Origin of the sequence: Desulfonatronospira thiodismutans ASO3-1 (assembly GCF_000174435.1) — a bacterium.
GTDB classification, from domain to species: Bacteria; Desulfobacterota; Desulfovibrionia; order Desulfovibrionales; family Desulfonatronovibrionaceae; genus Desulfonatronospira; species Desulfonatronospira thiodismutans.
The window spans coordinates 151725-177315 of sequence record NZ_ACJN02000004.1; the positions used below are offsets into that span (position 1 = coordinate 151725).

Sequence of the window (25591 nt, forward strand, 5' to 3'; positions counted from 1 at the left end):
TCCACTTTGCGGGCATAAAAATATCACCTGCCGGGTTTTAATACCCCGGCACACCAGCACGTTTATCCTGTAAGTTCCTTGAGTATGGGCTCCTCGAAATCCTCAGGGGTAGGCAGGTTGCCCGGCAGGTGTCCATAAAAACCGCTTTCAGCAAGCCCGCAGATGGACAGACGCACATCCTCCACCATCTGGCCCATATTGTGCTCAATGGTCATAAAGCGTTTGCCCTGGCGGGCCAGATCCTGCAGAGCAGGCGCAGGAAAAGGAAAAAGGGTTATGGGACGCAGAAGCCCCACCATATGGCCCTCTTTACGCAGCTTACGCACTGTAGACTTGACAATGCGCCCAATGGAACCGAAAGCCACCACCACAAGCCGGGCGTCAGAGGTTAAAAACTCTTCATGCCGGCATTCTTTGCGGGCCTTTATATACTTTTCCTGCAGGTCCTGGTTGTGCCTGCCCAGAGTACCCTCGGCCAGGCGCAGGGACCGGATGATACGGGGACTGCGCTCCCCCGAGCCTTCAAGCCTCCAGGAGGCCGCCTCCTGGGGATCCGGACCGGCTGGCTCCCGGGTGTCAATGGGCTCCATCATCTGACCCAGGATGGCGTCCCCAAGGATCATTACCGGATTGCGGTATTCAAAAGCCAGGTCAAAGGCCTCAAAAGTCAGATCATAAGCCTCCTGCACACTGCCCGGGGCCAGCACAATCTGGCGGTAGTCCCCGTGGCCCCCGCCCTTGACCGCCTGGAAATAATCCCCCTGGGAAGGACCAATATCCCCGAGTCCCGGCCCGCCCCGGCTGATATTTACGATGACCCCGGGCAGATCGCTGCCGGCCATGTAGGATATGGCCTCCTGCTTCAGGGATATGCCCGGGCTTGAGGATGAAGTCATGGCCCGCACCCCGCAGGCCCCTGCCCCCAGAAGCATGTTGGCCGCTGCGATCTCGCTTTCGGCCTGGATGAACTCCCCTCCTGATGCGGGCAGGACCCTGGACAGATACTCGGGTATGTCGTTCTGGGGAGTTATGGGGTAGCCGAAATAGCACCTGCAGCCGGCGTCCACAGCCCCCCTGGCGATGGCCTCGTTGCCCTTGACGAATATCCTAGACATGCTCTTCCTCCAGGTTTTCAGCGCCGGCCCTGTCCTTTTTACTGCGGTAGACCACAAACACCTCGTCGGGACATATCTCGGCACAGAACCCGCATCCTTTGCACACGCTCATATCCTGGTTCTTCACCCGGATCACCTTGTACCCCTGCCTGTTGGGCCTGTCCGCCTGCTCCAGCATATCCACCGGGCAAACAAGGGTACACAGAAGGCACCCTTTGCACCTTTCCTCGCGAATTATCACCCTGGACATCTATCCTCCCCCCGATCAAATAAATTTATTTTATAAACATGGCATCGCCGTAGGAAAAAAAACGAAAACCCTTCTCCCTGGCGTATTGGTAGCTGTGCAGTATTTTTCGCCTGCCTGCAAAAGCGGATACCATAATTAAAAGAGATGATTTGGGCAAATGAAAGTTGGTGATGAGCTGGTCCACAGCTTCAAATTTAAACCCAGGATAGATATACAGATCGCTCCAGCCTGTAAAAGGCTCCACCCGGCCCTTCATCCTGCAGACACTCTCCAAGGTACGCACCGTGGTGGTTCCTACGGCCACCACCTTGCGTCCCTGTGCCCTGGCCGCCCGGATGCTCTCTGCAGCCTGGGATCCCACCTCGATGTACTCCGGGTGCATCACATGCTGCCTTATATCCGCGGACTTCACCGGGCTGAAAGTGCCGTATCCCACGTACAGGCAGACCTCCGCCCACATGCACCCCAGATCCTCAAGCCTGTGGCATAGCTTCGGCGTGAAATGCATGCCAGCGGTGGGTGCTGCCACAGAGCCCTGCTTGTCCGGATGGGCATATACGGTCTGATAGCGGTTGACATCCTGGGGCTCATCCTGTCTTTTGATGTAGGGAGGAAGGGGTACATGACCGTAGCGCACGAAAAAATCCCCCAGGTCCCCGGTCCAGAAAAGATCACCCTTGGCCCTGCCCTGGTCCAGGTCCTGCACAAGCCTGAAACGCACGTTTTCCGCGAAATAAACCCAGTCCCCGGGCCTGGGGCGTCTGGAAGCCCGCACAAGGCACTCTACCCGGGCCTTTTTTTCCCTGTTTTCCATGGCCGGGCTGATAAGAGGCAGCGGGGTCAAAAGCAAAAATTCCACTGACCCGGAACTTTCTTTGTGTCCCATGAGCCTTGCCGGCAGCACCTTTGAATTGTTCACCACCAGAAGCGACCCCGGCTCCAGATGCTGGTCAATGTTTTCAAACCTGTCCTCCTGCAGCTCACCTCCCTGCCTGTCCAGCATCAGAAGCCTGGATTCGCTTCTGTCCGGGGTGGGCCAAGAAGCTATCCTGGCCGGATCCAGCTCGTAATCATAATTTTCAAGATCAAAATCTTCAGAAATGCTCATGGCTGAACTTTAGTGTAATTTACTTTAGAAATCCACCAGAAAGGTTCCCCTGCAATGCCCCCAGACCCTGGTCATCCTTCAAAATTGACAGCACAAGCAAAAAGCAATAATCAAACCGGAATCAGTTATACACCTTTTTTAAAGATATAAAGGAGTAGACATGGCCGCACCCAGGTATTGCCTCCGGGTAAGCTCGGATTTTAGTTCATCGCATCAACTGCGCAACTACGGGGGGAAGTGCGAAAGCCTGCACGGGCACAATTTTCAGGTGCAGGTCCAGGTGTGCGGAAAAGAGGTCGATCCGGACACAGGCATGCTCATGGATTTCAAGGAACTCAAGAACACTCTGCTGGCAGTACTGGAAGAACTCGACCACAAACATTTAAACGACCTGCCCCACTTCAAAGAGACCAACCCCTCATCGGAAAATCTGGCCTGCTTCGTTTACCAGGGCCTGAAAAAAAGCCTGGGAAACCGGGGCGTATACCTGGACTGGGTCATGGTGGCGGAAAAAGACAGCTCCAGGGCCTATTACAGCGAATCCTGATCAGTCCGGGGCGACCTGCACCTGGGGAACCAGCTCCTGCAGACTGCTGCTCAGCTTGGCATCGTACTTGTTCTGGGCCTGGGCCAGGCATTCAGCCACTCTGGACAGGTCCTGCCCCTTAGCATCCGGGCGCAGGGAGTACTCACAGAAGGCATGCACCAGCGCTGCCAACCGTCCATGCAAGCTGATTTCGGCTCCCTTCAGCCCCCTGGGAACCCCGGAACCGTCCAGCAGTTCTTTGTGCTCCAGGTGGCAATTAAGCGCCACATCCTCCAGCACATCCAGCTTGCGCATAATATTGGCCCCGGTCATGGGATAATTTGTTATCTTGTCCTGCTCTTCTCTGGAAAGCCTGGTCTTTTTTTCCAGGATAAAAGCCGGGACCTTGGTCATGCCCAGCATATGCGTCAACAGCCCCAACGCCAGATTATCCATGGCCCGGCGCTTGAGGCTGTCCTCCTGCATCTTCATGAACAGGGCCAGCCCCAGAATGGTGCTGTTGTAGCAGAGCCTGGCCCAGGAATATTCCTGGTGCAGCATTTTGAGCAGATTTTCCAGCCTGGATCTGTCCTCCCACAGGTACTGAGTCAAAACTAAGCTGTCTTTTTTCAGCTTCTCCATGGCCGCAGGAACCGGCTGCTCGAAAAAATCGGAAGCTTTCTCGGTAAGGGCGAACCTGATAATGTAAACTACTTCTTCAGTGGTCAGGTTCCTGTCCTGCAGGACCAGGTCCAGCTGTTTGCTGATGTGTTTGGCGTAAATCTTGTGATCTGAACGGGCCACAAAGATCTGACCCTTCCTGGAATAGTTGTGCAGATCTTTCTGCATGTTCTGATCCAGGCGTCTGTCTGCATAATAATAGGGCTGCAGTTGCCCGATATCCTCCTTGAATCTGTACAGGTTAAGGGGCAGTCGAAACTTGGGGAAGCTCTCCAGTATATCCGGCGTGACCTGGTAGAATTCCTCGTTTAAGCTTTCAGCGTCAATCTGCTTTGAACTCATGTAAACCCTCCCCTGAATATCCGGCAAGTTTATACAACGATCGGTTTTATTTGCGGTAAATCTTTAACAGATTGGTGGGAGAACTTTCCACTCCTGGCTTGGGGTGTCCAGAGGTTATCACCAGGTCTTCACCGCTCAAAAACCCGGAAAAATTCTCTACAAATTTTTCCGTGCGCTGCAGGTGATCCTGGGGCTCTTCTGATATGTGCACAGGCACCACCCCCCAGGAGAAATTCATGAATTTCTGGGTGTCCCACCTGGGACTCAGACCGAAGATGGTCTGTCTGGGTCTGCAGGAACTGATGAGCCTGACCGTTGCTCCGGAATCGGTATGGGCCACAAGGGCCTTGCTCCCGATCTTGTCCGCCAGAAGACAGGCGTTGTAGCCGATGAAATTTTCGGAAACCTGTTTTTTGGGCTCCAGGGGGCTTGTGCCCAGCTCGAAGAAAAACTTTTCCGCCTCCTCAGCTATCTCGCGCATGTAACCCACAGCCTGAACCGGGTACTCCCCGATGGCGGTTTCTTCCGAGAGCATGAGGCAGTCGGTGCCGTCCAGGACGGCATTGGCCACGTCCGTAGTCTCAGCCCTGGTGGGCATGGGATTGCTGACCATGGACAGAAGCATCTGGGTGGCCACAATCACCGGCTTGGCCGCCTGGTTGCACGCGGCAATGATTCTCTTCTGCAGGGTGGGCAGGGAAGACAGAGGGCATTCCAGGCCAAGGTCCCCCCGGGCCACCATGATCCCGTCGGCGATCCTTAGAATCTCCTCCAGGCGGTTTACCGCCACCTGCCTTTCCAGTTTGGCGATTACCGGAATCCAGCGGCCTTTTTTCTCTATGACGTGCTTGGCGCTGGAGACATCTTCCGGGCACTGCACAAAGGACATGGCCACCGCGTCTATGCCCATGTCCAGGCCGGCGGCCAGGTCTTCGCGGTCCTTGGTGGTCAGGGCGGCAATGGAGGCCTTGAGGCCGGGAAAATTGATGCCCTTGCGCGAGGTGATGATTCCGCTGTTTTCCGACCTGAGCTTGAGCACCTGTCCACTTTTTTCCAGGATCTCGAAACTCAGGCCGCCGTCGCTGACCCTGACCTCGTCCCCCACTTTAAGGTCCTTGATGATCTCCCTGTGGTCAAAAGGCAGATACGGGTCATGCCTGTCCATTTGATCCGAAGGGCCCATGAACAGCTCATCCCCGACATTTATGCTCAGGGGGGATTCCTTGAGTTCCCCGGCCCTTATCTTGGGTCCGGACAGGTCCTGCATTATGGTTATTCCATGCTGCAGCTCATTCTCCACGCTGCGCAGGTTCCTGACTATATGCTCAAAATCACCGGCGCTTCCATGGGAAAAGTTGAGCCGGAAAATCCGCACCCCCTGCTCCACCAGCCTTTTGATCATAAACCTCTCGTTACAGGCTGGTCCGATGGTGGCTATTATCTTGGTGTGCATATGTTCATTCCTTTTTTACCCGCAACATTAACTGCGGGAGTCTTACTTAATGGTTGCAGGCCCTCTACAGGCCACGGGACTTAATCTGCAGTCGTGCAGAAAAAATTTTAAATTTTTAAATTCAAATATAATGAATGCTTAACTAAAAAAAGACTTAAAATCAAGCTAAACAGGCCAAAAAATTTCATTCTACAGTTGACTTTTCCTTGCCTGAAAAAAAACAAAGTGGTAAATGGTGGTAAATAGTGGTTAGATAATTATGTTCAGAGGACACAGCCAAAGAAGCATAGACCCCAAGGGACGGCTCATGCTGCCCCCCGAATTCAGGGAAACAATCCTGGAGCACTCTCCCGAAGGCCGGGTCATGCTCACCAATTTCGACGGCTGTGCCGTAGGCTATCCTTTACCTGAATGGGAACGGATTGAACAGAGTTTTAACCAGTTAAATATGGCTAACCGCAAATTCAGGGATTTCCACCGCTTTTTTATTTCCGGGGCCACTGAGATCAGCCTGGACAAACAGGGCCGTATCCTTGTGCCGCCCTATCTGCGCTCATACGCAGGCATGAACAGGGAGGTCGTTCTGGCCGGAGTGGGAAGAAAATTCGAGATCTGGGACATGGAGCGCTTCGAGGCGCAGCGCAGAATGATGGAGCAGGACTTTGACGGTATAATGGATTCCCTGGCGGAAAACGGATTCGAGCTGAGGTTTTAAAATTGTCCCCGGTTACCACCGAGACGGACAAAAACCAGAAGGACAGGTAATATCCGTGCAGGCTCAGGAGTTGGCAGACTATACCCATCAGCCGGTGATGCTTGAAAAAGTCCTTGAGCTTCTGGCCCCTGCCCCTGGAGGGCGCTACCTGGACGGCACCCTGGGCTTGGGCGGACATTCACTGGCAATACTCAAGGCCTGCAAAGGTGAATGCAGCATTCTGGGCATGGACATGGACCAGGAGGCCCTGGAACTGGTTGCAGAAAACCTGGAAGAACAGCAGGGCGGGTTGCACATGGTCCAGGATGCTTTCCATAATTTTCAGGAATATCTCCAGGAGCTGCAGTGGCCTGGACTGGACGGAGCCCTTCTTGATCTGGGCATGTCCTCGCTGCAGCTGGATAAAAAGGAAAAAGGATTCAGCTTTATCCATGATGGACCTCTGGATATGCGCATGGGCCTGGCCCAGGGCTTCCCCCCGGCATCCAGCCTGGTGCAGAACGCGTCCTTTTCCAGGCTGAAACAGATAATCTATGAGCTGGGCGAGGAGCCCATGGCCCCCAGGATAGCCAGGGCCATAATCCAGGCCAGGGAAAAAAGCCCCATAAATACCACCCTGGAACTGGCCCGCATAGTGGAGCAGGCCTACCCGGCCCAGAGACGGCGGGCGGCCAGGAATCATCCGGCCACCAAAACATTCCAGGCCCTGCGCATGGCCACAAACAAAGAACTGGAGAGCCTGCAGGATTTTCTGGAAAAAATCGCCCCCTGGCTCAGGCCCGGGGCAAGGCTGGTGGTAATCTCCTTTCATTCCCTGGAAGACAGGATGGTAAAACAGTATCTGCGCAGGCAGGCATCTGACTGCATCTGTCCGCCAAGGTCTCCTGTATGCAGCTGCAGCCATAGAAAAACTCTGGAAATTTTAACCAGAAAGCCCCTGACCGCTTCGGAAAGGGAAATAAGCCGCAACCCCAGAAGCAGAAGCGCTAAACTAAGGGCGGCTCAAAGGGTTTAAGGGCATAGGGCATGGAGCATAGGGCATGGAGCATAGGGCATGGTGCATAGGGCATGGTGCATGGGGAAGAAAGGCAGGGGAGCAAGAGAGGCGCAGAACATAAACTTGAAAGAACGTTAAATATATTTATCTGGCTGGCTTTGGACCTTGAACATGCCTGAAAAGAAGAAAGAAAAAAAAACCGGGAGCTATAAGTGGCTGGCAGTTATGCTGCTGGCGACATTTGTTCTGGGCATGGCCAAGGTCTGGGTTACAGTAGAAAGGGTGGATCTGGCCTACCGTATGGAAAGGCTCCAGGAAGAATACCGGGACAACAGGGAACTGCGCACCAAGTTGTCCATAGAGAAAAACAACCTCCTGTCTCCCTACAGGCTCAGAGAGTTCGGCCGGGAACACGGCCTCTCCAGGCCCGGGGATGAACAGGTTCGCAAAATCAGGAAGTAAGTCAGGGTTATGACCAGGCAGCCCCCAAGAAAGAAGACCAAGGAATACAGCAGAATCAAGATAGGCCTGGTGCTGGCTTTCTGTTTTATATTCTGGGGAGCCCTGTGGGCCCGGGCCCTGCAAGTGCAGGTCCTCCAGGGTGAAGAACTGGCTGAGCAGGCCCAAAGGCAGTATTTCAGCCAGGAAAAGATCATGGGCAAAAGGGGAGAAATATTCGATCGCCAGGGTCGGGTCCTGGCTCAGAGTGTGCGCAGCAAATCCGTATATGCCAATCCTTTTCTGATGGACGATATTCACGCTCAGGCAGCTGAGCTGGGCCGGATACTTGATGTAGACCCCGATTCCATCCGGGTCAGGCTTGGCCGCAAAAGCAGTTTTGTCTGGCTGGACAGGAAGGTAAGCGACCGGGTGGCCCATGAAGTTGTCTCTGCAGATCTTCCCGGAGTTTTTATAGTTGATGAGCACAGCCGCGTTTATCCCCAGAAACATATGCTGGGACAGGTACTGGGGTTTGTGGGCATAGACAACACCGGGCTGGAAGGATTGGAAAGATCCCTGGATAAAAGACTCAGCGGAGCAGAAATGGTCTTGGTCAGGCAAAGAGACGCCTCAGGGCAGAGGTTCAGCCTGATGCCCAGGCAACCCGACCAGCAGGTGGACGGTGAAGACGTGCACCTGACCATTGATTCCAGGATGCAGTTCCACGTGGAGCAGGCCCTGGCCGATGCCGTGGAAGAAAACAATGGCCAAAGCGGTGTAGCCATGGTGGTGCACGTACCCACCGGGGATATTCTGTCCTGGGCCAACTACCCCTTTTTCAACCCCAATAATTACCGCGCCTCAAGCCCGGATATCTGGCGCAACCGGGGCGCAACCGATCTCATTGAGCCGGGCTCCACCCTGAAGCCTTTTCTTGTGGCCGCCGCCCTTGAAGAAAATGTGGCCCGTGGTGATTCCCTGTACTACTGTGAACAGGGCCAGTGGAGGCTGGGCAACAACCAGATCAAGGACGTCAGGGAGTACGGATGGCTCACCGTGAACAGAATCCTCCGCTATTCCAGCAACATAGGCGCGGCCAAGGTGGGCATGGACCTGGGAGCAGGCACCCTTCACAGCTATTTAACCAGGCTGGGCCTGGATCAGGCCACCGGGGCCCAGGTTCCCGGTCAGAGCCGGGGGCTGCTGCGCCCCCCCAATACCTGGAGCAATATGGACCTGGCCACCATTTCCTTCGGGCAGGGCATGGCCACCTCGTTCCTGCAGCTGGCCAGGGCCTATGCAACCCTGGGCAACCACGGGGTTTACACGGACCTGAACATCCTGCAGGAACAAAGCAGCCCTGTTTCTTCGCAGCAAAGGGTCTTTTCCAGGGGGGTCAGCCGGGATGTCCTGGCCATGATGCGTGACTCGGTGGAACGAGACGGCACCGGGACCAGGGCCAGAATCAGCGGCATCGAAGTGGGAGGCAAGACCGGAACCGCCCAGAAGGCATCTCCCCAGGGAGGCTACAGCGATGAATATGTAGCCTCTTTCGTGGGTTTCCTTCCGGCCATGGATCCGGAATACATGATAATGGTGCTGGTGGATGAACCTGAAAGTCCCTACTATGGCGGACTGGTGGCTGCCCCGGCGTTTCAGCGCATCGGGGGCAGACTGCTTTCATCGCAAAAGGGCCTGGGACTGCGCAGTCTGGCCCTGGACGAATCCAGTGCAGACAGGGAGTCATTTGACAGGGAAAATGACAGGTTCAGCGTAGCACCCAGGCAGACCAGGAAAGTGGACACTTCCAGCGTGCCCGACCTGCGTGGAACCCCGCTGCGCCTGGCCGTGGAAAGCCTCATCCAGGCCGGCATAGAACCCAGGCTTAAAGGCACCGGAGTCAAAGTCCGGGAGCAGAACCCCTCTCCCGGCAGCAGCTGGGACAGCGAAGAGAAACATATCACTCTCAAGCTTTGCCCTGGGTCATGATAAAGGCTAAGGCGGGCTTTGCCCGCAACCCAAGCGAAAAATTTACCCCTGGCCACTTAACTGTCTATGCTTACGCTTATCATCGGGGTCGGGATCGGTATCGGGATCGGGGTCGAAGTCTGAATCAAATCCGGTAGGCAAAGCCATGTAAAAAGCTGCCCGGTATTTTTGATACCGATTCCGATACCGACACCGACCCCGACAAATGCGGAAAATTCCAGCGCCATAGCACAAATTTTTCTTGTTTTTTATGACCCCAGTGAAATGAAGGAAATTTCACGGGGCAGGCAGGGTTTCAGGAGTAAGTCACTAAAATGAAAAGCTGGAAAGAAATCATAAACGAAGCCAGGCAGGGCAGGCAGGTACGAAGCGACTCGCGCCAGGTGTGTCCAGGGGACATATTTGTGGCCATGCCCGGAACCAAAGTCCACGGCAACAGCTTTATCCCCGAAGCCTTAGACAGGGGAGCCGCCTTTGTCGTTGCCAGCGAACCTGCCGGGCAGGACCGGGTGCTCCACCATGAAAATCCCGCTATGGCCCTGGGAGAACTGGCCAGGGCTCACTTTGGAACCGACAGACTGAGCATGAAGGTGGTGGGAGTTACCGGAACCAACGGCAAGACCACCACCAGCTATATACTGGAACATATTTTTACCAGCATCGGATATAAAACCGGGGTGCTGGGCACAGTCAATTACCGCTGGCCCGGGACTGTGCTCAAAGCCGGCACCACCACGCCGGACTGCCTGGACCTGCACCGCATGCTGGCCCGGATGCAGGCCCATGGAGTAGAGGTGGTCTGCCTGGAAGCATCCTCCCATGCCCTGGACCAGAAGCGCCTGGCAGGCATTGATATCCATGTGGCTGTCTTTACCGGTCTTTCCAGGGATCATCTGGACTACCACAACGACATAGAGGACTACTTCCAGGCCAAGAAAAAACTCTTTTGGCCATCCAACCCCCAAAATTTCCTTGGCAGCGTAATAAACATGGATGATCCCCATGGCCGGGACCTGGCCGGGGAAGCCCCCCGGGTCATGGGCTATGGACTGCAGAAAAATTTTTCCCCTGAGCTTCAGGGGCATCTGGTTCAAAGCACTGCCAGCGGGCTGGTCATGGAATGCAGCCACCAGGGCCGGTCATGGACCATCTCCTGCAGCCTGCCGGGAATCCACAACGCCCAGAACCTTCTAGCCGCCCAGGGGGCCGGGATTTGCCTGGGCCTGGAACCGGAACATTTTGACTGCTTAAAGGACCTGGGCCCCATACCGGGGCGTCTGGAAAAGGTGCCGGCCCCTGAAGGAATAAATATTTACGTTGATTATGCCCATACTCCGGACGCTCTGGAAAACGTATGCCTTGCCCTGAAAGAGCTGTCTTTCAGCAGACTGGCCGTGCTTTTCGGGTGCGGCGGGGACCGGGACCGGGGCAAACGCCCGGAAATGGCCCGGGCGGTTGCCGCACATGCAGACGCAGTCTTTCTCACCTCGGATAATCCCAGATTCGAAGAACCCGGCGAAATTATAAAGGATATTCTGCCCGGGCTTGCAGGACACCCCTGCGTGGAGGTGGAACCGGACCGCAGACAGGCTATACAAAAGGCTGTATCCCTGCTGGCACCGGGCGAGGCCCTGCTGGTGGCCGGCAAAGGACACGAGGACTACCAGGAGATCCGGGGAGTCCGACACGATTTCAGCGACACCGGAGAAATCCAGATGGCTGTAAGCAAGCTGCAGCGCAAGGTCACCGGCCCTTGCCATACAGAGGTGAGGTAGCGCATGAACATTGGACTTGGGGAAGCAGCCCGGGCCATGCAAGGCACAGCAGACCTCCAGGGGCTTGAAAACGCGCCTGTAAACGCTGTCAGAACCGACAGCCGTCAGACAGGCCCGGGGGATCTCTTTTTCTGCCTGCAGGGAACCAGATCCGACGGGCACAGCTTTGCCGGGCAGGCCGCAGACAGAGGGGCTCTGGCCATTGTGGCCCACAGGGACCTTGGCTCTATCCAGAATACACCGGTACTTGCAGTGGACGACACCCTGAAGGCCCTGGGCAGACTGGGCCGGCACTGGAGGCTCAAAGCCGGGCCCAGGGTTCTGGGCATTACCGGCTCGGCTGGCAAGACCACAACCAAGGAAATCCTGGCAGAGGTGCTTAAAACCCGCTTCACTGTAGGCAAAAATCATAAAAACTGGAACAACCAGCTGGGCCTGCCCCTTTCCCTGCTTATGCAGAAAGGTGACGAGGATTTCTGGATAATGGAACTGGGCATCAACAACACCACGGACATGGATGAACTGGGAGAGATCCTGCTTCCCGACGCGGCTTTGATCCTCAATGTCGGCCCCTGCCATCTGGAAGGCCTGGGGGATGTTTCCGGGGTGGCCCGGGCCAAGGCACGTCTTCTGGATTATCTCCGTGCAGAACACAGGGCCTTTATCAACCTGGACTATCCGGATCTTAAGCGCGAGGCCGGGGCCAGGCCAGACCTCAACACCACCTGGTTCTCCAGCCGCGACCCTGAAGCCGACTGCCGCGTAAGCCACAGCAGGGACAACCTGTTTGTCCTGAATTTAAACGAAGAAGAAATCCCCTTTCATGCACCTGTGCAGGGAGCGCACTTCTGCGAGAACCTGGCCGCAATCTGGGCCGTGGCCCTGGAATACGGCATGCAGCCTGACGAAATCCAGGCCGGCCTTGAAAAGTCATCTCTTCCGGAACAGAGAATGTGCATAAGTCGCTCAGGAGACTGGACAATCATAGACGACTCATACAATGCCAACCCCATGTCCATGCAGGCCGCCCTGGAGACCGCCCGTAGCCTGGCCTCCGGGGGCGATCTCGTTTTGGTCCTGGGGGATATGGCCGAACTGGGCCGGGACGAGGCCAGGGCCCATAGAGACCTGGGGCGCAGTCTTTGTGCCGGTGCCTTTACCGCCCTTTTCTATAACGGGGACAACCTGGAGCATGTCCTCTCGGGGATGAATGGAGAGGGCAGCCGAAAGGCCCATAAAATCAAGGATGTTTCCTCATTTCTCTCAGCGCATGACAAACTTGGCTGCCGGCACGGCGTGATACTTTTTAAGGGTTCCAGGAGGGCCGGAATGGAAAACTTTGTGCAGGCCTTCAAGGCCCGCGTGGAAAAAAACCGGGAAGCAGGCACATAAATGCTTTATCATCTGCTTTACCCCTTAAGCGAAGACATAAGTTTCTTTAACGTCTTTCGCTACATTACCTTCAGGAGCATATACGCCCTGCTTACTGCCCTGCTTTTGAGCCTGTGGCTGGGCCCCAAGTTTATAAAGTGGCTGCAGCGCATCAAATGCGGACAGTATGTTCAGGAAGACGGGCCGGATCACCAGGTAAAACAGGGTACCCCCACCATGGGCGGTGTTCTCGTGGCCTTTTCTCTGGCGGTAAGCGTTCTTTTGTGGGGGGATCTGACCAACAAGCTCGTCTGGATGTGCCTTTTTGTATTCGGAGGATTTTTCTTAGTGGGCTTTTTTGATGACTACCTGAAAGTAATCAAGAAACACAACCAGGGCTTAAGCGTCAAAAGCAAGCTTCTTGGCCAGGGCATAATTGCCCTGGGTGCGGTCTCCATGCTCCTGACCATGCCGGGTTACAACACTGAGCTGCTTATTCCCTTTTTTAAGGATCTCCGGCCGGACCTGTTTCTTTTTTATGTTCCCTTTGCCGCGGTGGTCATGATCGGGGCCTCCAACGGGGTGAACCTCACCGACGGCCTGGACGGCCTGGCCATCGGGCCGTACATAGTCAGCGCCGGGTGCCTGTCCATATTTGTATATGTATCCGGGCATTATCACCTGGCGGACTATCTGCAGGTGCCCTACATACCCGGACTGGGCGAGGTGACAGTATTCTGCGGGGCCCTGGTGGGGGCGGGACTGGGATTTCTATGGTACAACGCCTACCCGGCCCAGATTTTTATGGGCGATACCGGCAGCATCAGCCTGGGGGGTACCCTGGGTTTTATTGCAGTTCTTTGCAAACAGGAACTTTTGCTCATCATCGTAGGGGGGCTTTTCGTTATCGAAACCCTCTCGGTGATCCTTCAGGTAGGCTATTACAAGATGAGCGGAGGCAAGCGCATTTTTCGCATGGCCCCGCTGCATCATCATTTTGAACTAAAAGGGGTCCCGGAATCCAAGATAATTATCCGGTTCTGGATTCTGTCCATACTCTTCGCTTTGGCGGCATTGAGCACACTTAAGCTCAGGTAGGATAAATCATGCAGGAGATGGTGCACAAAGATCAGTTGAAAGGCCACAAGGCGGTGGTAGTGGGCGCTGGCCGTTCAGGCCTGTCCGCCGCTGCCCTGCTTGAGTCCCTGGGAGCCGGGGTACGACTTCTGGAGAAGCGAACCGACTTTGATGTCTCCCAGCTGGATTCCAGAGGGTTGTTCAACGTGGAGCCTGTCCTGGGAGAGCACAGACCGGAGCATTTCCAGGGCGCGGACCTGGTGGTGGTCAGTCCCGGCATCTCCCTGGCCATGGTCAGGGGTCTTTGCCCGGCAGGCCAGACCGTGATCTCGGAGCTTGAGCTGGCTTCCTGGTTCATTTCCGAACCTGTCATCGCCGTCACCGGCACCAACGGCAAGACCACCACCTGCATGCTCATTCAAAAAGTCCTGGAAAAAGCCGGACGCAGGGTGTTCACCGGCGGCAACATAGGAACCCCGTTGAGCGATCATGTGCTTTCGGGAAAAAGAGCCGACATACTGGTCCTGGAGGTAAGCAGCTTTCAGCTACAAGGCTGCAGCGGGTTTACCCCGCACGTGGGTGTGCTGCTCAACTTCTCCGCCAACCACCTGGATCACCATGAAAGCGAAGACGAGTATTTCAGAGCCAAGATGCAGCTCTTTGCCCGCCAGGGCCCCATGGACCTGGCTGTACTGCCCCTGGACCTGAGAGCAAGGGTGGAGTCTGATTTCAGAATCAAAAGCAATATCACCTACTTTGCCCCCACGGGAAGATTTCATTGCCCCGGCCTGCCCGGGGCACACAACCAGGCCAATATGGAGGCGGCCATGCTGGCCTGCGGCTTTGTGGACGTAAGCAGAAATATCTTTGACCAGGCCCTGCTTGAATTTGTCCCCCCGCCGCACCGGCAGGAGGTGTTTCTACAGGACAAAGGGGTGCGCTACATCAATGACTCCAAGGCTACCACTCTGGAAGCCATGACAGCCGCCCTCAAGGCCTTTGACTCACCCATCAGGCTGCTGGCCGGGGGAAGATACAAGGGCGGGGACTTTTCCCTGCTGGCCGGCACCCTGCAGGAAAAGGCGGCCAAGGTTTACCTCTTCGGCGACAGCCGGGAGATATTTGAAGACGCCTGGAAAAACAGCGCTGACATGGAGCACTTCGCGGACCTGGAGCAGGCCGCAGCCAGGGCGGTGCAGGAAGCAGGTCCCGGAGACAATGTACTTTTGTCCCCCGGCACCTCGAGCTTTGATCTTTTCAATAATTACCAGGAGCGAGGGGAGGCCTTCAAGGTAGCCGTGAGAAAGGCAACCGGCATAACACTGCAGTGAGTCGGACCCGTCTGACTGGTCCGACCTGTCGGACACGTTGGACTTGTCGGACTGGTCAGACACGTCGGACACGTCAGACCGGTCAGATACGCCGGACAAACCAGAGCAAAAAAACATGACCAGCAATAAAAACGCCGCCAAAAAACAGGGGCCGGATCTGTGGCTCCTTTTCTCGGTGCTCATTCTGGCCGGGCTCGGGCTTATGATGATCCTGAGCACCAGTGCGGTCATGGCTGAACGGTATTATGCGGACAAATACTTCTTTTTCAAACGCCAGCTCCTTTTCGGCCTGGCTGGAATGTTGGTCATGTACCTGGGTTGCAGGATCAACAGAGAAGTGCTGTACCGGCTTCGCTATCTCTGGGTGGCCGCAGCTCTTGCCCTGCTGGCGGTGACGGTTTTCACACCCTGGGGCTATGCAGCCGGAGGCGCCACCAGATGGGTAAGCCTTGGTTTTTTCAACATTCAGCCCCTGGAACTGGCCAAGGTGGCCCTGGTCATTTACCTGGCCTGCTTTTTTGCCTTCAAGCAGGACAAGGTCAAGACCTTCAGCGTGGGCTTTTTGCCGCCTACTGTGATTACCGGCTTATTCTGCGCTCTTTTGCTGCTGCAGCCCGACTTCGGAGGGGCGGTATACATGGCCGGGCTTTTATTTCTTTTGAGCCTGGTGGGAGGAACCAGGATCATTTACCTGTTCTCCTCTTCGGTGCTGGCCGGGATAACCGCCGTTGTCCTGGTGCTGCAGTCGCCCTACAGGTTCAGGAGATGGTTTTCCTTTCTGGATCCTTTTCAGGACGCCCAGGATGCAGGATATCAACTGGTACAATCCCTGTACGCCTTTGGTTCCGGGGGAATCTGGGGCATGGGGCTTGGCGAAGGTAGACAGAAGCTCTTTTTTCTGCCGGAAGCGCACAACGACTTTATTATGGCCGTGGTGGGCGAGGAACTGGGCTTTATCGGGGTATCACTGGTCTTTATCGTTCTGGGGATCCTTCTTTGGAGGGTGCTGGTCATCTGCATGTCCCAGAGTGACCTGGTGGACAGGTTTGCAGGGCTGGGCATGGGAATGATCATTATCCTGGGGGCCCTTTTAAACCTGGCGGTTGTTCTGGGGGTCATCCCTCCCAAGGGACTGCCCATGCCCTTTATCAGTTACGGAGGCAGCAGTCTGCTTGTGTCTTTCTTCTGCGCGGGCTTTCTGCTCAACCTATCCAGGAGCAGGTGATGCTGAACAAAGTGCTTATTGCCACCGGGGGTACAGGAGGACATATTTACCCGGCCCTGTCCGTGGCCAGAAAAATAAAGGAACTTTATCCCTCCTGCAGGGTGGTGTTCGCAGGCGGGCTATACGGTTCTGAAAAGGATATCATCCCGCAGGCTGGATTCGAATTCAAGGCATTTCCAGCCAAAGGAGTACTGGGCAGGGGCATAAAGTCCCTGGGTTCCGTATGGTGGGTAAGCAGAAGTCTGGCCAAAAGCTATTTCCTGCTGCGCTCCCTGAGACCGGACGTGGTGGTGGGCTTCGGTGGATATGCCGGGTTCATCCCGGTACTTACCGCCAGAATGATGAAAATACCCACGGCCATACATGAGCAGAACAGCCTGCCCGGGATGACCAACCGGGTCCTGGGACGCAAGGTAAAAAAAGTCATGCTCAGCTATGAGGACATAAAGAACTTTTTTCCACCGGAAAAGGTGGTTCAGACAGGAAACCCAGTGCGTACCGAGCTTTTGGAGCACCAGTATGCTTCACACGGAATGCACCAGCCCGGAAAAAGGCTCCTGGTCCTGGGAGGCAGCCAGGGGGCCAGCGCCATAAACTCCGCGGTCCTGGAACGCCTTGATGAATTAAAGGCCATGGAGGTCAGGATATGGCATCAGACCGGGGAAAGAGACTATGAAATGGTGAAAGAGGCTTACCAGGAAAAGTATCCGGAAGCCAGAGTTGATGCATACATACAGGATATGGCCGGGGCCTATGATTTTGCGGACCTGGTGCTCAGCCGGGCCGGGGCTTCCACCATCTCCGAGCTTTGCGTGGCCGGAAAGGCCTGTGTGCTCATACCTTTTCCCCATGCCACGCATGATCACCAGATGATCAACGCCAGATACCTGGAAGATGCCGGCGCAGCCATGGTTCTGGACCAGAGCTACCTGGACCAGGTCAACCTGGCCCGGGTCATCACCGATCTTCTGGCTATGCCGGAAAAAATAAGAGACATGGGCAGGGCCGCAAAAAAAATAAGCCACCCCGAGGCAGCACAAAACATAGTCCAGGAACTGGTAAGTCTTAAAACAGGAAAATAAAGTGCACAACTACATCAATCGCATACATATGGTGGGCATCGGGGGCTCCGGCATGAGCGGCATTGCCGAGGTCCTATTAAACCTTGGCTACCAGGTAAGCGGCTCGGACCTGTCCAGAGGTCCCACTGTAAAAATACTTCAGGAGCAGGGAGCAAAAGTGTTCCAGGGTCATCACCAGGACAACGTGGGCCCGGCCCAGGTGGTGGTGAAATCCACCGCAGTGCGCGAGGACAACCCCGAGATACTGCAGGCCAGATCCGCAGGGATACCGGTCATCCCCAGGGCGGAGATGCTGGCCGAGCTCATGCGGCTCAAAACCGGGGTGGCCGTGGCCGGAACCCACGGCAAGACCACCACCACGTCTTTTCTGGGAACCATTTTCAAAGAGGCCGGACTGGACCCCACGGTGATCATCGGGGGCAGGCTGAACAAGTACGGCAGCAACGCCCTGCCCGGCACAGGGGAATACCTCATAGCCGAGGCTGATGAGTCGGATGGATCATTTCTGACCCTTTTGCCCATCATCAATATTGTAACCAATATCGGCGCTGATCACCTGGATTATTACCGCGACCTGGATGAAATCCGGGAAAGCTTTGTGCGTTTTATGAACAATGTCCCCTTTTACGGACTAAATGTCGTCTGCGGCGACGACCCGGAAATCCGCCAAGTCCTGGACCGGGTCAAGCGACCGGTTCTGACCTACGGCTTCCAGGAACAAAGCCGGCTGCGTGCGGAGATCCTTTCCACCAGCCCGGGATCGCAGTTCAATGTTTTCCATGACCAGAACTTCTGGGGCCGGGTAAAGCTCAACCACCCCGGCCGGCACAACGTACTCAACTGCCTGGCCGCCATCGGAGTAGCCATACAGGCCGGGATAGACAAACAGGACATCCTGCGTTCCCTGGCCGACTTCGGCGGAGTAGGCAGGCGTTTCGAGCGCAAGGGAATAAAGGATGACGTCATAGTGGTGGACGACTACGGCCACCACCCCACGGAAATCGCGGCCACGCTGGAAACAGCCAGGCAGTGCCATCCAGATCGCAGACTGGTGGTGCTTTTCCAGCCCCACCGCTTTACCCGGACCAGGGATTTCTTCGGGGAGTTCTGCCGGGTCCTGGCTGGTGCGGACCTGCTTTTGCTCACGGAAATATATCCGGCTTCAGAGGATCCCATACCAGGTGTAAACGGGTGGAGCCTGGCCCAGGGAGTCATGCAGGTGGCCCGGACCCCGGTACGCTTTTACCAGAGCCTGGATGAGGCAGGCCGCGACCTGGACAGCGTCCTTAAACAGGGAGACCTGTTCATGACCCTGGGAGCAGGTAATGTATGGCAGGTGGGAGAAAGGTTTATCCAGGAATGAAAACCGTACACCAGCCGGACTTGAAGAAAATGTCTACCCTGAAACTCGGGGGAGTGGCCCTGGCGGCACTTTACCCGGAAGATGAACAGGATCTGGAAGAAATAAACCGCAACTGGGCCGGCAAAGGCCTGCGCTGCATGTACCTGGGCAAAGGCAGCAACGTTCTTTTCACTGAGAATAATAAAGACCTGGTGCTGGTCAGATGGCAGGGGCGCACTATGCCTGAGAGCCGCGTCCAGGACAAAGACCGGGTGCTGGTCCTGGTGGATGCAGGATATCCCCTGCCCCGCCTCCTTGGATGGTGCGCGTCACGGGGACTTTCAGGACTGGAGGGACTGGCCGGCATCCCCGGAAGCGTGGGCGGGGCGATGGCTATGAACGCCGGTTCCCACGGGGTGGAGATATGCAGCCTGCTGACCAGGATCTGGATCTGGACCCCGGAAGACGGAACAAAAAAGCTTAGGGCCGGACAGTTCAGCTTCGGGTACAGGTGGTTCAAGCCGGAGGGTGATCCGGAAAATTTTCTGGTGACCGCCGCTGAAATATCCTTGACACCATCCAGGACCCGGGACGTGCAGGACAGCATAAAAAGGTTCTACCTGCGCAAGAAAAGTGCTCAGCCGGTGCTGGCCGCCACCGCTGGATGCGTGTTCAAAAACCCCCCGGGTCTGGAGCCGGCCGGAAAACTGCTGGAGCAGGCCGGATTCAGGGGCAGACAGAATAAAGGCGTGGCTTTCTCCAGCAAACATGCCAACTTTCTGGTGAACCTGGGACACGGAAGCAGTTCCCAGGCCCTGGATCTAATCGCAGAAGCCAGGGAAAAGGTATTTGAAATGTCAGGACATGAACTGCAACTGGAAATAAAGACAGTCTGAGGAATCCATCTTGACCGCAAGGCGAACCCGGACAAGGCGCAATACCGGCAGCCAGCACAGTCCAAGGCCTGTTGGTGTGCTGCGCAGATTTTTTTCAGCCGTGACAGGACTTCTGGGGCTGGTACTGGTCCTTTGCCTGAGCCTGGGAATACTTGTCCTGGTGAGCGCGGCCCTTATCCACGGCTATCGCTACGCCACCAGCAGTGAGTACCTGGCTCTGCAGGAGATTGAAATCAAGGGCAATCAGCGCCTGACTTACGCTGAAGTCCTGAGGCTCATGCAGGTGGATACAGGCGAAAACATGCTTAAGCTGAATATATCCCGAATGCAGAAAAACCTGGCTGACAGCCCCTGGATCAAGCAGGCCAGGGTCAGGCGTGACTTTCCTGATCAGCTGCACGTGGATATCCAGGAGAAGCAGGCTTATTTCTGGGTCCAGAACGACCACAACCTTTATTACGCAGATAAAAAGGGCCGGACCATAGACCGCTTGAGTCCCGAGAGACTTGTTTCACTGCCGGTTCTGCACCTGCATGATGGGGCCGGGTCCAGGCATGTGGCCGAAATTGTAACCACGCTGGAAAGAAGAAGATTTCCCTTTTCCATCCAGGACATATCCTGGATCCGCATCACCGAGACCGGCAGGGCGCACATGTACATCCATGGACTGGACCTGGAACTGTCTCTTGATTGCCGTGAACTTGAGCCGCAGACGGATAAACTCAATCTGGTATGGAACGACCTGCGCCGCAGGCAGGATATTGACGCTGTAAAGAGGATAACCGTGGCCGGAGAAAATGCCTGGGTGGCTTATCGCCGGCAGGCTAAACCAGAAAATCAAGGAAAGTAGTATGGCCAAATCAGACTTAATCGTTGGGCTGGATCTCGGGACCACCAAAATCACATCAGTTGTAGGGGAGATGACCCCTGAAGGGGTGGATATCGTAGGTATAGGCACCAGCCCTTCAACCGGGCTGCGCAAAGGGGTGGTGGTCAATATCGAGCAGACCGTGCAGTCCATAAAAAAGGCCCTGGAAGAAGCCGAGCTCATGGCCGGATGTGAAATCCAGTCTGTGTATGCAGGCATAGCCGGCAGCCATATCAAGGGCTTCAACAGTCATGGTGTTATAGCCGTAAAAGGCGGGGAGGTCAGCAACCGCGACGTGGAAAGGGTCCTGGACGCGGCCAAGGCAGTGGCCATCCCTCTGGACCGGGAGGTTATCCATATCCTGCCCCAGGAATACATAGTGGATGATCAAAACGGCATAGCCGACCCCCTGGGCATGGCCGGGGTACGCCTCGAGGTCAAGGTGCATATCGTCACCGGGGCCGTCAGCAGCGCTCAGAACATAGTCCGTTCCTGCCATAGAAGCGGCCTGGATGTCTCGGACATTGTCCTGGAATCTTTGGCCTCGTCCAAGGCGGTGCTTACCGAGGAAGAAAAGGAAATCGGGGTGGCCCTGGTGGATATAGGCGGCGGGACCACTGATGTGGCCATTTTCGGGGAAGACTCCATCAAATACACCGGGGGCATTGCCATCGGCGGGGCCAACCTGACCAACGACATAGCTTTCGGCCTGCGCACCCCCATGGTGTCTGCGGAAAAGATCAAGGTCAGGTACGGCTGCTCCATGGCGGACATGCTGGAGGAGGAAGAAATAATCGAGGTCCCCAGTGTAGGGGGAAGATCCCCCAGGAAACTCTCCAGGCACGTGCTGGCTGAAATTTGCGAACCCAGGATGGAGGAACTTTTCCTCCTGGTGGACCAGGAAATAAACCGCTCGGGGTTCAAGAATTCCACCGGGGCCGGGGTGGTGCTCACCGGGGGCGCGGCCCTGATAGAGGGTGCCCAGGAACTGGCGGAACAGATATTCAACATGCCCACCCGCATCGGGTATCCCCGCAAGGTGGGCGGACTCAAGGACGTGGTCAACAACCCCATGTACGCCACTGCAGTGGGAGTACTTATTTACGGGGCGGAAAAGGAAAGCTCGGAAAAACAGTTCCGCATCCGGGACAAAAACATGTTCAACCGTATACTTAGCAAAATGCGCAAGTGGTTTGTTGATATAAAATAGCCCCGGACATCACTTTTGTCCGGCCTGATAAGCAAGCCGCAGGACTTCTTACAAAATGGTAACAACGCATCTGTTTTGCGCTTTTAAGGAAAGCAGGGGACAGGCACTCCGGGACCCACTTGAGCATCATTTTGTGCTTAAAATATCTCATTTTTTGGGACAAGTGGGTCCCGGAAGAGCCAGTCCCCATGCCACATGCAAAGCGCTAAACAGATACGTAACAACAATTACAAACTACAAAACAACTAACTAGATGCAGGCAAAATATTTTCTCAGCTAAACGGGTAAGGAGGAAGCTATGGAATACCAGGAAATCCAGATGGACGGCAACGCCAGGATAAAGGTGGTCGGCGTCGGCGGCGGCGGAAGCAACGCCGTCAACAACATGATCTGCTCGGCCATGAAGGGGGTTACCTTCATTGTGGCCAACACAGACCTGCAGGCCCTGAAGCACTCCCAGGCGGAATATAAGGTCCAGCTGGGGGAAAACCTGACCAAGGGCCTCGGCGCCGGCGCAGACCCACAGGTGGGCAAAGAGGCGGCTGAAGAAAGTATCGATCACATCCGGGAGGTCCTGGACGGCTGCGACATGGTCTTTGTAACCGCCGGAATGGGAGGTGGAACCGGAACCGGAGCCGCCCCGGTCATCGCCAGGGTGGCCAAGGAAATGGGCGCTTTGACCGTCGCAGTAGTGACCAAGCCCTTCTATTTTGAGGGCAAGCGCAGGCGCGGACAGGGAGAAAGCGGGATCTCAGAACTCAAGGACGTGGTGGACAGCATCATCACCATCCCCAATGACCGCCTGCTTTCCCTGGCTTCCAAGAAGGCCTCCTTTCTGGAGATGCTCAAGAAGGCCGACGAGGTCCTTTACTACGGCGTAAAAGGCATATCCGACCTGATCATGGTCCCGGGGCTCATCAACCTGGACTTTGCCGACGTCAAGGCGGTCATGTCCGAGATGGGTCTGGCCATGATGGGCACAGGCATAGCCACTGGAGAAGGCCGGGCCAGGGAAGCGGCCATGAAGGCCATAACCAGCCCGCTTCTGGAAGATGTTTCCATTGACGGGGCCAAGGGCGTACTGATGAATGTCACCTGCGGCATGGACCTGGCCATTGACGAGGTCAGCGAAGCAGCGGAAATCATACATGAGTCCGCTGACGAAGACGCCCAGATCTATTTTGGAACGGTGTTCGACGAAAACATCGAGGACGAGATCCGCATTACAGTCATAGCCACCGGAATCGAGGATGAACATTCCTCATCTGAGCGCACCTCGTCCAAGGTCACTGATCTCTCCAAGGTGCAGAAGGGTCAAAACAATGCCAGGCAAAGGCCCAGGAACATGTCTGTGGATCCCGATGGCAAGGACAACCTGAATATCCCGGCCTACATCCGGCGCAGCAGGAACAATCAGGACCAGGCACCCATTGAAAGTGTAAAGCAGAACAAGACCAGGCAGAAAAAGGGAGAGGAATTCATATTCGACGAAGATGAATTCGAAATCCCCTCCTTTATACGCAGACAGGCGGATTAACACCAGGGCGGGAAATACCTGCAAACCGGATCAGAATTTGCTTCAGGTTCCAAGGGAAGATTCAATCTCAGGGCCTTCCAGGTCCAAAAGCCGGGAATGGGGAGGCAGGCTTCCCGTTGCCCTGGTATTTCCTGAAGAAAGGTCTCTGGCCCTGTCCACCCTGGGGTGGCAGGCAGTGTATATGCAGCTGGAAGAGGAAGGGACCTTTCATGTCCAGCGCTTTTTCTGGGATCGCAGGCAAGGCAGGGCTGTAAACCAGGACTCGGATAAAACATTGTCCGATTTTCCCCTTATCTGCTTCAGCCTGAACTTTGAGGGTGATTACCTGAACCTGGTGCAGAGCCTGCAGGCTGAAGGAATTGAGGTTTACTCCGGCAACAGGGAAAAGTGGCCCCTGGTCATGGCCGGAGGGCCGGTCACCTTTATAAATCCCTTTCCGGTCATGCCCAGCCTGGACTTTATCTATGTGGGGGAGTCGGAAGACACTTTTATTTGTATAGCCGGTGCACTTAAAAACTGCTTTTTACAGGGAAAAGACAGACACAAGACCCTGGAGACCATCGCCGGATTACCCGGAATTTATGTATCCGGGCGGACAAGCAGGGCACACAGGCAGGTGGCTGAGTCAGACTCACGCCGGCTTGAAACTCCGGCGCACTCGGCCTTTGTCTCGGGGCAAAGCGTGTTCAGGGACAGTTTTCTGGTGGAGATAAACCGGGGATGCCCCCACGGATGCCGCTTCTGTGCAGCAGGCTTCGTGTACAGGCCCCCGCGTACAGCTGACATAAATAAGCTCAAGGAGCTGATATCCGGGATACGTCCCAGGAAGGTGGGCTTAGTGGGCACTGCCCTGACGGACTGGCCTGACCTGCAGGAATTTCTTCAGTGGCTTAAAGCACAAAAAATTAAATTTTCCCTGTCCTCAATGCGCTCTGATGGCCTGACCAGCAGTTTTCTTGAATTTCTGCGCCGCAGCGGCACCCGGAGTATAACCCTGGCTGTGGAAGGTATTAGCCGGGATCTGCGTACGGCTGTAAACAAGCGCTTTGACCACAAAAAATTTTTCCAGGCCGTGGAAGAGATAAGCAGGCTGCAGTTCAACACCCTGAAACTCTATTTCATCCTTGGACTGCCCGGGGAATCCGGCAAAGATTTTCAGGAACTGGAGAACTTTCTGGAAGAAATGCAGCAGGCCCGGTTCAAAGGGATGGGCAACAGGAAAAAAGGCATCGGACTGATACAGATAAGCGCCTCCATGTTTGTGCCCAAGCCCTGGACCCCGCTGCAGTGGGCAGCCATGATCTCCAGGCAGGAGTTTGAATCCGGATGCAGGCGGTTTAAAAAACTCTGTTCCAGGCACAAGGCAGTTAAGTTCACCTCTGAAAACCCTTTTCAGGCCCGTATTCAAGGACTTCTGGCCCGGGGGGACGAAAAAGTGCACGAACTATTGCTCCTGGCGGCTGAGCACCAGGGCAGCTGGAAAAAAGCCCTGGCGAACTGGTCCAGGGACATGGAGCGTTACACTGACAGGCAGATCCCCCTGGAGGAAAACCTTCCATGGGACAGGCTGGACATCGGGGTGAAAAAGGAATACCTCAAGCGCGAATGGCGGAAATACTGGCAGGGAAGGCTCACCTCGCCCTGCCCTGATACAGAATGCAGCAACTGCCTTAGATGCGGAATGCAGGCATAGAGGACAGAATTTAGAGATCAGAGGTCAGAGGAACCCGGGGACAGTCCCCGGCTTCTTTATCGCTCCCACGCTCTGCGTGGGAGCGTAGCCTGACCGCTCCTGCGGTCATTGTGGACGCGGAGCGTCCGGGGATTGTTCCCAAGCAGAGCGTGGGAACAATAAGAAACTTGAGTGAATGATTTTGCCCTACGGGGCGTAGGCCCCTCTGGGCCGGAGGCCGAGCTTGGCAAGATTGGCAGCTCAGGTGGAGTGCTGGATCGCTTAAGTCGCTTAAAGGGAGCTTTTATGCCTTATATTCCTGAAAAACGCAGACAAGTCTTTGACCCCCTCCTGGAAGAGCTGTCCCGGGAAGTCCATACCCAGGGGGAGCTCAACTACTGCATTTACAAGCTTTCCAGGCTGATAGCCCAGCGCATGGGTGACAGTTACGACAATCTGAGCATGTGTTCCAGTGCCATGGAACACGCCAAGCTCGAATGGTACCGCAAAGTCCTGGCCCCATACGAGGACGAAAAAATCCGTGAACACGGAGACATTTAAAACAGACGCCCGGTTCACAGGAGGTAA

General features: G+C 55.5%; 23 protein-coding genes. 18 read left to right on the forward strand and 5 right to left on the reverse strand.

The genetic code is table 11. The features are described from left to right. Nucleotides 1-62: 62 nt before the first annotated feature. The 3 genes from DTHIO_RS17825 to queA are packed head-to-tail and all read right to left on the reverse strand — an operon-like array spanning nt 63 to nt 2473. Nucleotides 63-1115 carry a 3-methyl-2-oxobutanoate dehydrogenase subunit VorB gene (locus tag DTHIO_RS17825; protein WP_008871639.1) on the reverse strand — a complete coding sequence of 351 codons (1053 nt, stop codon included), beginning with the start codon at nt 1113-1115 and terminating at the stop codon, nt 63-65. Next, nucleotides 1108-1365: a 4Fe-4S dicluster domain-containing protein gene (locus tag DTHIO_RS17830; RefSeq protein WP_008871640.1), complete on the reverse strand. Its 258-nt coding sequence runs from the start codon at nt 1363-1365 to the stop codon at nt 1108-1110. Before DTHIO_RS17830 ends, DTHIO_RS17825 begins: the two co-directional genes overlap by 8 nt. Before the next feature lie 25 nt (nt 1366-1390). Continuing rightward, the gene (gene queA, locus DTHIO_RS17835; RefSeq protein ID WP_008871641.1) at nt 1391-2473 is read right to left on the reverse strand and encodes a tRNA preQ1(34) S-adenosylmethionine ribosyltransferase-isomerase QueA; all 1083 of its coding nucleotides are present in this window, start codon (nt 2471-2473) and stop codon (nt 1391-1393) included. Nucleotides 2474-2633: 160 nt separating this feature from the next. On the opposite strand from queA, the gene queD reads away from it, so the two are divergent. Then, nucleotides 2634-3020 (forward strand): 6-carboxytetrahydropterin synthase QueD, encoded by a 387-nt coding sequence (gene queD / locus DTHIO_RS17840; protein ID WP_008871642.1) that lies wholly within the window; start codon nt 2634-2636, stop codon nt 3018-3020. Here the strand turns inward: queD and DTHIO_RS17845 are convergent, their stop codons facing one another. Together DTHIO_RS17845 and pyk are read right to left on the reverse strand one after the other, a co-directional pair. Beyond that, nucleotides 3021-4022, reverse strand: a complete 1002-nt coding sequence (locus DTHIO_RS17845; protein WP_008871643.1) for an HD-GYP domain-containing protein — start codon at nt 4020-4022, stop codon at nt 3021-3023. A gap of 46 nt (nt 4023-4068) precedes the next feature. Continuing rightward, nucleotides 4069-5475: a pyruvate kinase gene (gene pyk, locus DTHIO_RS17850; protein ID WP_008871644.1), complete on the reverse strand. Its 1407-nt coding sequence runs from the start codon at nt 5473-5475 to the stop codon at nt 4069-4071. A gap of 256 nt (nt 5476-5731) precedes the next feature. Between pyk and mraZ the strand changes: the two genes are divergently transcribed. The 17 genes from mraZ to DTHIO_RS17935 all read left to right on the forward strand — a co-directional run bounded on the left by mraZ (nt 5732) and on the right by DTHIO_RS17935 (nt 25564). Then, a complete protein-coding gene (gene mraZ / locus DTHIO_RS17855; RefSeq protein ID WP_040419321.1) occupies nt 5732-6190 on the forward strand; it encodes a division/cell wall cluster transcriptional repressor MraZ in 459 nt (152 codons plus the stop codon). 55 nt (nt 6191-6245) lie between these two features. Then, a complete protein-coding gene (gene rsmH / locus DTHIO_RS17860) occupies nt 6246-7205 on the forward strand; it encodes a 16S rRNA (cytosine(1402)-N(4))-methyltransferase RsmH (RefSeq protein ID WP_008871646.1) in 960 nt (319 codons plus the stop codon). Between the two features lie 153 nt (nt 7206-7358). Continuing rightward, nucleotides 7359-7649, forward strand: coding sequence for a hypothetical protein (locus DTHIO_RS17865; protein WP_008871647.1), 291 nt, complete (start codon nt 7359-7361; stop codon nt 7647-7649). 9 nt (nt 7650-7658) lie between these two features. Continuing rightward, the gene (locus DTHIO_RS17870; protein WP_008871648.1) at nt 7659-9617 is read left to right on the forward strand and encodes a penicillin-binding transpeptidase domain-containing protein; all 1959 of its coding nucleotides are present in this window, start codon (nt 7659-7661) and stop codon (nt 9615-9617) included. Between the two features lie 314 nt (nt 9618-9931). Then, entirely contained in the window at nt 9932-11392 is a 1461-nt protein-coding gene (locus DTHIO_RS17875) for a UDP-N-acetylmuramoyl-L-alanyl-D-glutamate--2,6-diaminopimelate ligase (protein ID WP_008871649.1), read from the forward strand. A 3-nt stretch (nt 11393-11395) separates the two neighbouring features. After that, on the forward strand, nt 11396-12784 hold the full coding sequence (locus DTHIO_RS17880; RefSeq protein WP_008871650.1) for a UDP-N-acetylmuramoyl-tripeptide--D-alanyl-D-alanine ligase: 1389 nt from the start codon (nt 11396-11398) through the stop codon (nt 12782-12784). Then, nucleotides 12785-13861: a phospho-N-acetylmuramoyl-pentapeptide-transferase gene (mraY, locus tag DTHIO_RS17885; protein ID WP_008871651.1), complete on the forward strand. Its 1077-nt coding sequence runs from the start codon at nt 12785-12787 to the stop codon at nt 13859-13861. Nucleotides 13862-13869: 8 nt separating this feature from the next. Next, nucleotides 13870-15171 carry a UDP-N-acetylmuramoyl-L-alanine--D-glutamate ligase gene (gene murD / locus DTHIO_RS17890; protein ID WP_008871652.1) on the forward strand — a complete coding sequence of 434 codons (1302 nt, stop codon included), beginning with the start codon at nt 13870-13872 and terminating at the stop codon, nt 15169-15171. 115 nt (nt 15172-15286) lie between these two features. After that, nucleotides 15287-16396: a putative lipid II flippase FtsW gene (ftsW, locus tag DTHIO_RS17895; RefSeq protein ID WP_008871653.1), complete on the forward strand. Its 1110-nt coding sequence runs from the start codon at nt 15287-15289 to the stop codon at nt 16394-16396. Then, a complete protein-coding gene (murG, locus tag DTHIO_RS17900; RefSeq protein WP_008871654.1) occupies nt 16396-17478 on the forward strand; it encodes an undecaprenyldiphospho-muramoylpentapeptide beta-N-acetylglucosaminyltransferase in 1083 nt (360 codons plus the stop codon). Before ftsW ends, murG begins: the two co-directional genes overlap by 1 nt. Nucleotide 17479: 1 nt before the next feature. Further along, nucleotides 17480-18841 (forward strand): UDP-N-acetylmuramate--L-alanine ligase, encoded by a 1362-nt coding sequence (murC, locus tag DTHIO_RS17905; protein WP_008871655.1) that lies wholly within the window; start codon nt 17480-17482, stop codon nt 18839-18841. Between the two features lie 29 nt (nt 18842-18870). Then, the gene (gene murB, locus DTHIO_RS17910) at nt 18871-19716 is read left to right on the forward strand and encodes a UDP-N-acetylmuramate dehydrogenase (protein ID WP_161598702.1); all 846 of its coding nucleotides are present in this window, start codon (nt 18871-18873) and stop codon (nt 19714-19716) included. A 10-nt stretch (nt 19717-19726) separates the two neighbouring features. Then, nucleotides 19727-20566: a cell division protein FtsQ/DivIB gene (locus tag DTHIO_RS17915; RefSeq protein WP_008871657.1), complete on the forward strand. Its 840-nt coding sequence runs from the start codon at nt 19727-19729 to the stop codon at nt 20564-20566. Between the two features lies 1 nt (nt 20567). Then, nucleotides 20568-21794: a cell division protein FtsA gene (gene ftsA / locus DTHIO_RS17920; protein ID WP_008871658.1), complete on the forward strand. Its 1227-nt coding sequence runs from the start codon at nt 20568-20570 to the stop codon at nt 21792-21794. Nucleotides 21795-22092: 298 nt separating this feature from the next. Further along, on the forward strand, nt 22093-23331 hold the full coding sequence (ftsZ, locus tag DTHIO_RS17925) for a cell division protein FtsZ (protein ID WP_008871659.1): 1239 nt from the start codon (nt 22093-22095) through the stop codon (nt 23329-23331). Next, nucleotides 23288-25024: a radical SAM protein gene (locus DTHIO_RS17930; protein WP_008871660.1), complete on the forward strand. Its 1737-nt coding sequence runs from the start codon at nt 23288-23290 to the stop codon at nt 25022-25024. Before ftsZ ends, DTHIO_RS17930 begins: the two co-directional genes overlap by 44 nt. 285 nt (nt 25025-25309) lie before the next feature. Further along, nucleotides 25310-25564: a DUF6899 family protein gene (locus tag DTHIO_RS17935; protein ID WP_008871661.1), complete on the forward strand. Its 255-nt coding sequence runs from the start codon at nt 25310-25312 to the stop codon at nt 25562-25564. Nucleotides 25565-25591 lie beyond the last annotated feature (27 nt).